At 65.2% G+C, this 9,773-nt stretch carries 12 protein-coding genes; 7 read left to right on the plus strand and 5 right to left on the minus strand.

The annotated features are described in order from the left end of the window. The first annotated feature begins 1 nt into the window (after position 1). From A7G45_RS02395 to A7G45_RS02420, 7 genes are read left to right on the plus strand one after another with little or no spacing between them, the layout of a single operon-like run. Positions 2-952, plus strand: a complete 951-nt coding sequence (locus A7G45_RS02395; RefSeq protein WP_260933224.1) for a NifU family protein — start codon at positions 2-4, stop codon at positions 950-952. Further along, the gene (locus tag A7G45_RS02400; RefSeq protein ID WP_260933227.1) at positions 949-1,578 is read left to right on the plus strand and encodes a DUF5947 family protein; all 630 of its coding nucleotides are present in this window, start codon (positions 949-951) and stop codon (positions 1,576-1,578) included. The genes A7G45_RS02395 and A7G45_RS02400 overlap by 4 nt, the downstream gene beginning before the upstream one ends. Then, a complete protein-coding gene (locus A7G45_RS02405; protein ID WP_260933230.1) occupies positions 1,575-2,222 on the plus strand; it encodes a DUF6084 family protein in 648 nt (215 codons plus the stop codon). Before A7G45_RS02400 ends, A7G45_RS02405 begins: the two co-directional genes overlap by 4 nt. After that, complete coding sequence (locus A7G45_RS02410; RefSeq protein ID WP_260933233.1) at positions 2,219-3,571, plus strand: hypothetical protein; 1,353 nt, start codon at positions 2,219-2,221, stop codon at positions 3,569-3,571. The genes A7G45_RS02405 and A7G45_RS02410 overlap by 4 nt, the downstream gene beginning before the upstream one ends. Then, complete coding sequence (locus A7G45_RS32650) at positions 3,562-3,681, plus strand: DUF6893 family small protein (protein WP_377042102.1); 120 nt, start codon at positions 3,562-3,564, stop codon at positions 3,679-3,681. Before A7G45_RS02410 ends, A7G45_RS32650 begins: the two co-directional genes overlap by 10 nt. 27 nt (positions 3,682-3,708) lie before the next feature. Beyond that, positions 3,709-4,200: a hydrogenase maturation protease gene (locus A7G45_RS02415; protein WP_260933236.1), complete on the plus strand. Its 492-nt coding sequence runs from the start codon at positions 3,709-3,711 to the stop codon at positions 4,198-4,200. Between the two features lie 4 nt (positions 4,201-4,204). Beyond that, positions 4,205-4,471, plus strand: coding sequence for a HypC/HybG/HupF family hydrogenase formation chaperone (locus A7G45_RS02420; protein WP_260933238.1), 267 nt, complete (start codon positions 4,205-4,207; stop codon positions 4,469-4,471). Here A7G45_RS02420 and A7G45_RS02425 read toward each other — a convergent pair. The 5 genes from A7G45_RS02425 to A7G45_RS02445 all read right to left on the minus strand — a co-directional run. Then, positions 4,430-5,710, minus strand: coding sequence for a GAF domain-containing sensor histidine kinase (locus tag A7G45_RS02425; protein ID WP_260933241.1), 1,281 nt, complete (start codon positions 5,708-5,710; stop codon positions 4,430-4,432). The two genes, A7G45_RS02420 and A7G45_RS02425, sit on opposite strands and share 42 nt — an antisense overlap. Continuing rightward, complete coding sequence (locus A7G45_RS02430) at positions 5,707-6,378, minus strand: response regulator (protein ID WP_260933244.1); 672 nt, start codon at positions 6,376-6,378, stop codon at positions 5,707-5,709. Before A7G45_RS02430 ends, A7G45_RS02425 begins: the two co-directional genes overlap by 4 nt. Positions 6,379-6,515: 137 nt before the next feature. Beyond that, complete coding sequence (locus tag A7G45_RS02435; protein ID WP_260933247.1) at positions 6,516-7,532, minus strand: HAD-IIA family hydrolase; 1,017 nt, start codon at positions 7,530-7,532, stop codon at positions 6,516-6,518. 733 nt (positions 7,533-8,265) lie between these two features. Continuing rightward, positions 8,266-9,252: a hypothetical protein gene (locus tag A7G45_RS02440; protein WP_260933251.1), complete on the minus strand. Its 987-nt coding sequence runs from the start codon at positions 9,250-9,252 to the stop codon at positions 8,266-8,268. Then, positions 9,239-9,773, minus strand: a 535-nt coding sequence (locus tag A7G45_RS02445) for a DUF6932 family protein (RefSeq protein WP_308203987.1), incomplete at its 5' end; no start/stop codon positions are given. The genes A7G45_RS02440 and A7G45_RS02445, both read right to left, overlap by 14 nt.

Here is a 9,773-nt window from a genome sequence, read left to right on the forward strand (position 1 = left end):
CATGGACCCGCCAGGATCGGAAAGCCAGCCAGAAAAACCACGTGACTCTGCGGATTTCCAAGGAAACTCGCAGTGGCGCCTGGCGGGCGATCGGATTCAGACACTGCTGGATGCCACCGGAGTCGGCGGTACCGTCGCGCGCGAACGCGCCGAACAACTGGTCGGCGAGGTCGTTGACGTCTACGGCGCCAGCCTGCATCGGATCATGGACCTGGTCGACGACCCCGACGTGGCGGCTCGACTGGTCGGCGATGATCTGGTGGCCAGCCTGCTGTTGGTACACGGCTTGCACCCGCACGATGTGCACCGCCGGGTGTCCGACGCGCTGGACAGCGTGCGGCCCTACCTCGGCTCCCACGGCGGCGACGTGTCCCTGCTCGGCGTCGATGACGGTGTCGTTCGGCTGCAATTTCAGGGCAGCTGCAAGAGCTGCCCTTCGTCGTCGATGACATTGGAACTCGCGGTCGAAGACGCGGTGCGGGCCGCCGCACCCGAGGTTTCCTCCATCGAAGTCGTCACTGCCGAACCGGAACTCACCACCGCGGTGATTCCCACCGAAGCACTGATGGCTCGACTCCACGGGGACGGACACGGCGCGACGACCTGGCATCAAGTGCCCGATCTTGCCGAGCTGTCACCCGGCGAGGTCGGGGGTTTTCTGGTCGCCGATACCACCGTGCTGGCCTGCCGCGTCGGGGACGAGCTGTTCGCCTATCGCGACTATTGCCCGGGCTGCGACGGCTCGTTGGCGGGCGCGGTTTTGCATCGCGGCATGGGCGCCAGCGCCGACCCCGTGCTGCGGTGCCCCCGCTGCCACGCGCATTTCGACGTCGTCCACGCCGGGGCCGGGATGGACCAGCCGGGGCAGCACCTCGATCCGATGCCGCTACTCATCCGCGACGGCGTGCTGTCCATCGCCCGCCAGGACACCCCGGCAGGCCTCTTCGCATGACGAGCCCCTTCGACGTCCTGTCGCGCATCACCAACCGGCGCGCCCCCGAGCCGGCAGGCGAACGGTGTGAGATGTGCTCGGAGGCGATCGCCGACGAACATCAGCACGTCGTGAATGTCGCTGGCCGCCAACTGATGTGCGTCTGCCGTGGTTGCTACCTGCTGTTCACCGACGAGGGCGCTGAGCTTCGGTACCGGTCGGTGCCGGACAGGTATCTGGCGTTTCCCCGCTTCGCACTGGACCGCCGCGCGTGGGAGGCGCTGCAGATCCCGGTCGGCTTGGCGTTCTTCTTCCGCAACTCCACGCTCGATCGCACGGTGGCGTTCTACCCTGGGCCGGCCGGCGCCACGGAGTCAGAGCTTGACCTCGACGCCTGGACCGCGATCAGCACGGCAGACCCCAGGGTGGGTTTACTCGTCGACGATGTGGAGGCGCTACTCGTCCGGGTACCGGACGACGAGGCAAGCCCGCCGTACTGCTACCTGGTTCCGATCGACGCCTGCTACGAGTTCGTCGGCCGGCTCAGGGGGCTGTGGCGCGGCTTCGACGGCGGGCAGCAGGCCCGTGCGTTCATCGACGGCTTCTTCGGTCAGATCGCCGCGCGCAGCAAGGAATGCGCGCCATGACGGATATGTCGTTCACGGTTCTCGATGTGGCTCCGGAGCCCCACGCCGCCACGCCGGTGCTCATTGCCCGCCTAGGTGTCACGGCCAGCGGCGACGAACCGGTGCACGCAATCGCGTTACGTGCCCAGGTCCGCATCGAACCCTTGCGTCGCGGGTACTCCGACGACGAGGCCGCGGGGCTGACGGATCTGTTCGGGCCCCGGGAACGTTGGGCGTCCACGCAGCGCACGTTCCTGTGGCAGCACTGCGTGGCGATGGTGCCGGGATTCACCGGCGTCACCCAGATCGCGCTGCCGCTGGCGTGCACGTACGACTTCGAGGTCACCGCGGCCAAGTACCTTCACGCACTGCATGACGGCGGTGTTCCGCTGCAATTCCTCTTCAGCGGAACGGTATTCGTCAAGGGCGAGCAGGGCTTCGCCGTCCAGCAAGTGTCATGGGATTGCGAAGACCACTACGACATGCCGGCTTCGGTCTGGCGGGACCTCATCCGGCAGCATTACCCGAACAGCGGCTGGGTGCGGCTGGGACACGACACCGTCTCAGCGCTGGCCGCCTTCAAGTCCGCGCGCGGCCTGCTGGACTTCGACGAGGCGGTAGTGGCGTCGTTGGCAGCGGCTGCCGATCGGGAGGAGGTGCGGTGACCGCAAGTTGGGATCGGGTTCGCGCCGTCGCCGACGCCGTACTGTACGAGGGCTATCTGCTCTATCCGTATCGGGCGTCCTCGAGCAAGAACCAGTCCCGTTGGCAGTTCGGTGTTCTGGGGCCGCCCGGTGCGAACGAGGCCGGAGTCGGCGAGGACGACACCGTGTCGGCCGAGTTCCTCCTCGACGTCCCTGGTGCGCTCACCGTCGTGGTCCGGTTCCTGCATCTGCAACGTCGCCAGGCCGAGCGCGACACCGGCGCAGGCCACTTCGAACCGGTGGCCGAACTCGCGACGGACTCCGGGTCGTGGCTGACGTGGGACGAGGCTGTCGAATGCGAACAGTCCTTCGGCCCCTTCGAACTCGGTGATCCGGCGCAACCGTGGACGGTTTCGGTCCTCGCACCCGCCAACACAGTTATCGAACCCGTTGAGGGTGGCCGGCTGGTCCGAACCCGGCAGGAAGTCCGCGCGACGCTGACCGTCGGCGTGGAGCGAGATGACGAGCTGGTCCGCGTCACCGTCGTCGTGCTCAACACCGGCGCCGTCACCCCCGACAAGGAACGGGCGATCGCCACCTCACTGATCGGCACCCACGTCATCGCCGAAGCCGCTGGCGGTGAGTTCATTTCGTTGCTCGAGCCGTCCGGCGATGCGGCGGCGGCGGCGGCGCGGTGTAGGCAACACCGGTGTTTTCCGGTACTTGCCGGACGCCCCGGTGAACGTGACCTGCTGCTGATCTCGCCGATCATCCTCTACGACCATCCAGAGGTTGCCGAAGAGAGCGGCGCCGCGCTCTTTGACTCGACGGAAATCGACGAACTCCTGACGCTGCGTGTCATGACGATGACCGACGAGGAGAAGGCGCAGGCCCGCGCGACCGACCCCCGCGCGGCGCAGATCATCGACCGGTGCGACGCAATGTCTCCAGAAGACATGCTCAGGATGCACGGTGTGTCGCGTACACCGCGCACCGAGGCAACGCCGCCGCTGATCCCTGAAATCCCCGACGGTGTCGATTGGTGGGATCCGTTGGCCGACAATGCTGTCCAACCAAGTACAGACGCGGTGATGGTGAACGGCATTCACGTCAGACGCGGTAGCCGGGTCCGACTACACCCGTCGCGACGCGCCGACGCGCAGGACATTTTCTTCGCCGGAAAGGTCGCCCACGTCACCTCCGTGCACGAGGATGTCGAGGGCCACCAGCATGTCGGGGTCGTCGTCGATGACGACCCGGCGGCCGACCTGCACGACTGGTACGGCCGTTCCCTGTACTTCGCACCGGACGAGATCGAGCCTCTCGATTCGCACGAGTTCAGCCCAGAAAGGAGTCCGACATGGCAGTAGTAGGTTGGATTGCAACCGCCGTCGTGGGGGTGGTCGTGGTGGCGGGGGTGGCCGTGGGCCTCCGATCCATACCGGATCTCCGCCGCTACCTCAAGATACGGCGCATGTAACGCCCATCGATCGATGATTGCGACGTTGTGACGTCCCGGATCCTGGTGGCCGGTATCGGCAACATCTTCCTCGGTGACGATGGCTTCGGCCCCGAGGTGGTGCGTCGGATGTCCAACCGGTTCACCGATGGCGCGGCCGTGCGGGTGGTTGATTACGGCATTCGCGGAATGCACCTGGCTTACGACCTACTCGATGACTGGGACGGGCTGATCATCGTCGACGCGGTGCCCGACCGGGGAGCGCCGGGCACCGTGCGCGTCTTCGAGGCCAACCACGAATCATTCGGTTCGACAACGACTCTCGATGCCCACGGAATGGATCCGGGTGCGGTGTTCGCGAGCCTGCGCGCCTTGGGCGGGAGCCCACCACGCACGATCGTGGTGGGGTGCGAGGTCGCTGACATCCAGGACGGCATCGGCCTCAGCATGTCGGTGAGCGCAGCGGTCGACAACGCAGTGCAGGCCGTCGAGGCCGCGGTGACAATGCTTACTTCCGCAGATGCGGTTCGGGAGGGCTGAAAAGATGTGTCTTGGAATCCCGGGACAGGTAGTCCGGATGCTGGACGGTTACGGTGGGCAGCTGATTCTGGTCGACGTGGCCGGCGAGCACCGCAAGGTGAATGTCGGCATGCTGCCGGATGAGACGTTCGCCCGGGGCGACTGGGTCATAATCCACATGGGTTTCGTCGTCGAAAAGACCGACCTGGCCGGCGCCGACCAGGCTCTGGCAAGCTTGGAACTGATGGGCTCAGGCGCGGCTGACGGAGGCGATCCGGACTTCGGGCGCTGACGCCGCCGGCTCCGCCTGCACAGGTTCCAGGGTCACGGTCACGGTCACGGTGGTGCCCAAGCCTCGGACCGACCGAACGGATAATCGGCCACCGACCAGCTCGGCACGTTCGGTCATCGACAACATCCCGTAGCCACCAGGCTTGGCGGCCGGGCCATCGTCGCCAGCGGGGACTTCGCCGGTGTCGAACCCGACCCCGTCGTCGGCGACCTGGAGGCGAGCGATGTTGTCGCACACCGAGAACCGCACGGTGGCAACACCGGCCTGGGCGTGCCTGACGACGTTCTGCAGGCACTCCTGCGCGATGCGATACAACGCGACCTCGACGTGCTCGGGCAGCCGTTCGTCGGCAAGCTCAAGCTCGAAGGCGACTTGCGGGATCGAGCTCGCCAGACTGGCCAGACCGCCCGCGAGACCAAGGTCCTCCAGAACTGGCGGCCGCAGGCCATTGATCGCCGCGCGCGCTTCCTCGAGTGTCATGCCGACCATTTCCCGCGACCTTGCGATCTGTTCGGCCGCTTCCGCCGAATTGTCTTCGTCCACGGCGCGAGCGGCGGCATCCAGGCGATACGTCAGCGTCACCAACCGCTGCGAAATGCCATCGTGGATATCGCCTGCGAGCCGGCGGCGTTCCACTTCCTGAGCCTCGATCACCTGCTCGGCGAAGTTCTCGTGTGCCCGTTCACGAGTCGTCAGTTGGCGATGCAATCGCGCCTGGTGCAGTGCACCGGCGATGAGCCGGCCGATGACAAGGAGCAGCTCGACATCGCGGGCAGTGAAATCACGCCGCTCGATGGTGTGCACGTTGAGGACGCCGACAAGGCCGCCTGGCTCGGTCTCCATCGGAACCGACGCCATCGACGTGAAGTCCCCTCCGCGCAACGACTCGATCGGCACATATCGAGAGTCGACCTCCTTATTGTCGGTGATGACCACCGCTTCCCGGTGCGTGGCCACCCACCCCGAGATACCGGATCCCAGCGGCAGCCGGATCCGGCCGACCTGCTCGTCGAATGGCGGTGTTGCGCCAGCCAGGGTCAGGGAGCGATCCGTGTCGTCGAGGACGTGCACGAAGCACACGTCCGATGCGGTCGCTTCGGTGATCATCCGAGCCGCCGCTGCCGCCATCGCCTCCAACCCGGGACCACTGGACGTTGCTTCCACGATGTCGAGCAGCAAGGCAACCTCGCCGTCGGCGTCGACCAGACCCCGCACGGCACGCGCACCGGACGGCGTCACCGGTAGATGCCCTCCCGCAAGGCCGTGGCCGCTGCGCTGGTGCGGTCACTGACGCCGAGCTTGCGATAGATGGATCTCAAGTGGCTCTTCACGGTTTCATCGCCGATCACCAATTTTTTGGCGATCCCGCGGTTGGACAGCCCGGTAACCACGAGCGCCAGGATCTCGCTCTCCCGTTGGGTGAGCCCCTGCCGTGCGCCAGGCCAGAATTCGTCGGATTGCAGACGCGCGGCGGTGTCGACGGCGCGCGCGGCCAGGCTCGAATCGATCGCAGTCGAGCCGTCGCGCACGTACTCCAGCTGGCGCACGAGTTCGTCGCTGGTGATGCCCTTGAGCAGGTATCCCGACGCCCCGACCCGCAACGCTTGGAACAGGTATTGCTCATCGTCGTAAACCGACAGCAGGATGACTTTGCGTTCGGGGTCTCGTTCCCGAATTGACCGACACAGATCCAGTCCGCTGGCTCGCTGCATCCGCACATCGCATAGCACGATGTCAGGTTGGAGGCTGGCGATGACGGACAAGGCATTTTCCACGCCGACGGCCGCGCCAACGACGCGCACCCTGCTCTGAAATGAGGCGAGCATGGCCTTAAGGCCCTCGATGACCATCTCATGGTCGTCCACAAGGACTACCCGCACAGGACCTGCCACCACCGCCGCCGTCATACATGTACGTTAGTGCTGCATCTTGTGATCGTGATGGCACTTTCGGGCCAGTTACCCCCGAGAATCCCCCGCTTAGGGGACATCCCACGAGGCATGGAGCCCAGATCCACGATCGCCGGTGCACGACGCGCAACGCGTCAGCTGGAACAGCTGACTAGGGACCAACGCTCCAGGGCCTTCCGGGCGGTGTCGTCCCCTGCGCCGATCTTCGGCGTGCGCCCGGACAGGTCGGCTGCCCAGACGGCGTGTGCGGTCGCCCGAACCACCGACAGACCGCCACGATCGGTGTCGTCGCCACAAGACCTGACTGTCACCATGTCGGCTCCGATATCCACGCGCCAGCGCCGCTGCGGAGCGATCCGCAGCACCGCAGACGGATCGTTGAGTCCGCGCAGGTCCTGGGCGACATAGGTTGGCCGGTGACCGAGGCGGGCGTGGACGACGTCACGGGCGGTACTAACTCCGCTGAGCACTAGCATGCTCGGTAGGCCCGCGGCCTCCGCGCCAGCGATATCGGTGTCGAGCCGGTCTCCGATCACCAGCGCCGAACGAGATTCAGCTCGGGCAAGGGCATCTCGCAGCATCGCCGGCGCCGGCTTGCCCACCACTTCCGGTATCGCGCCGGTCGCAGTTCGCAAGGCCGCCACCATCGACCCGTTCCCGGGCACGAGGCCACGGTCGGTCGGAAAATTCACATCGCCATTGGTGACGACCCATCGTGCTCCCTCGTGCAGCGCCAACGCCGCCTCAGCCAGGTCAGACCAGCAGGTATTCGGGGAATGTCCCTGAACGACTGCTGCCGGCCGATCACTGTAGGCCCGCACCGGCCGAAGGCCCGCCTTACGCACGTCGTCGGCTAGTGCATCGGTACCGACGACCAAAACCGCTGCCCCCGTGGGCAACTCGGCCGCCAACAATCGGACGGCGCTCTGCCCGCTTGTGATGATGTCATCAGCGTTGACCGAAAACCCCAACACGCGCATGTGCTCGGCTACCTCCGCCGGGCTGCGCGAGGCGTTGTTAGTGATGAACAATGCACGCCCGCGAAGCTGAGCCAGAACTTCCACAGCTCCCTCGGTTGGGCGTGAGCCTCGAAATACCGTCCCGTCGAGGTCGAACATCAGGCAATCATGCTGGTGGCCAAGACATGTCATGTGGGGCGGTCTCCCATTCGCAGTCAGTTACAAGGGCTCGACGCCTCACGAGCGTCGACGATGGCTCAGCCATCCCGACGTTGTGAGCCATCGACTGCCCGTCCCCGGCGAGGAGGGCCTGGGACTCAATAATGTTAGGTTGGTGTGCCTCGAATCTTGCAGCTCATTCGCAAAGCCATACACGGGATTCCGCGGCTATTGTTTCGCGAATTGCCAATCAATTGACTCCCGGCAACCCGGTCGATCGAGACTGCGTTCAAACCCTGACAGGTAGGTGACGGCGGCCCGCGAGCTCGCGTTCACCGCACCAGTGGCGATGTACTCGAAGGGTCCGATGGCTACTTCATCTTCATCCTGACCTCACCTTCACGTTGGACGCTACGCGGTCACTATTCAAGCCGTCACGGCGCGGAGGACGGCGGTGGACAACCGTCCCCCATGCCTTCTTTTGCACCTGGCCCCGGCGCCATGTGATCATGGGGCGCCTACCGCTGTCTCACGCGTTCGGAACGTGCTGCGGCCTGCTCGCAGCATTATGCCCGGTGCCACGCTGGCACTGATACCTCGATTCGATCCGCTACGATTGATGGTGAAACGTCCTGGGTCCGCCGGAGGCATAGTCGCCTATCGAGCAACTATCTCAGAATGGCCATGCGGCTGCTGCTCAAAGAGATTGGACCGCTGGCGCCAGATGTATAGAGCACACGCATTGCCATCTTCCTGTAGTGCCGAACTACTCCGGATGGTCCAGTCGTTCAAAAGACTGTGCCGTGTAGGTGGTTTTGGTGTTTCCGCCGGGTGTGGTTTCGGTTTTCATGATGGCCTGCACGCGAATTCGTTCACCTACGGCCAGGCCGCGGGTTTGGCTGGGGTCGACGCGCCCGAGCTTGACGGTCACGGGGTCCCCGTCGTCTTGTTGGATCACCCAGGAACTCACTGCGGATACGGTGAGGTATTCGCCGGTGATGATCACGGGTTGTTCGTCAAGGTTGGCATGTTCGACGACGTAGGCCATGTGCCGGGCGGCGCGGGCGGTGACGCTGACGCGGCGCGTGGCCCGTGACGGCTGTTTCCAGTCGATGTCGACGTCAAAGTCGGCGCGGTCCAACGTTTTTGCCAGATCGCGCACAGCCGAGGCTGTACGCGGTCCCATGTCGCCGAGCCGGTGGACAAACGCGGACTGCTCCGGTTCGGGTCCGATGTCGTTGCCGGCGGTGAACACGTCGATGGCCGCGCCGACGGCAGCATCGAGCATCTGGTCGTCGGTTTCGAATTGGTCGAGCATCCCGGCAGGTCCCGCCTCATCGGCCGGAGCAACCGCCGGCATGAAGCTCAGGATGATCGAACCCGGGGCGGGAGCGGTGGTCAGCAGCAGCTCGGTGCGTCGCTTGATGTCGGCATTGGGCTTGCGGCCCAACGCTTTATCACCTGTCTGTGCTGCACCGACCGCGGTGGCCAAGCGTTGGAGACCGGTCATGACGCGGGCGACCTCTGTCACCCGGGCTGCCGACCCGGTGACACCGTCGCCGGAGATACGGATGCTGCCTTCCGAGCCCAGGGTTCGTCCGATCGGATCACGGTCGCGCATGGACTCGATCCCGATCCGGGACAGGTCCTCAGCGGTGGTCCACTGCGGCAACGTCGCGGCGAATTCGGGATCGTCGACCGCAGCCAGTAGGGCCGCCTCCATACGGTCGAGCTCCTCGTCAGGTGAAGTCACGAATGATCACCTCCACGTAACCGCACCGTGGGAACGCATCTTCACGGGCCGGTTCCGAACCACGTAAACCGGAGGTCACGCGCTGCACCTGATCATCCATCTCGCCACGAAACATCGTGTAGGTCGCGTAGTACTCGTCCCGAAAGCGCATATCGGGCTGGCAGTGCCAGTGCAGCAGCCGGGTATCGACCTTCACACCGAGCGCTTCGCGCACTTTGCCCGGTGCGGCGAACGCGCTCAACGCTTTCGCCACAGGAGGTTTCACGCCAGCACTGTTCACTTCGACGTCTTCAGCCCAGTAGACGCACTGCACCCATTCCGGCTCGGGCGCATCAGAGACAAACGACCCGTGCAGCCAGACAGCGTTCACCGGAACCAGGCGCCCCAACACCTTGGTCGCCGACATCCAGTCGCGCCACAATTGCGCGCGGCGCTCACCCCGGCCCGCGACGAACCGTGCATGCAACTCATCGCCGGTTGCCCGGTAACGCCCCGGTGGCAACATCCCGTCTGGCCCCAAC

It is taken from the genome of Mycolicibacterium llatzerense (assembly GCF_025331195.1).
GTDB classification, from domain to species: Bacteria; Actinomycetota; Actinomycetes; order Mycobacteriales; family Mycobacteriaceae; genus Mycobacterium; species Mycobacterium llatzerense.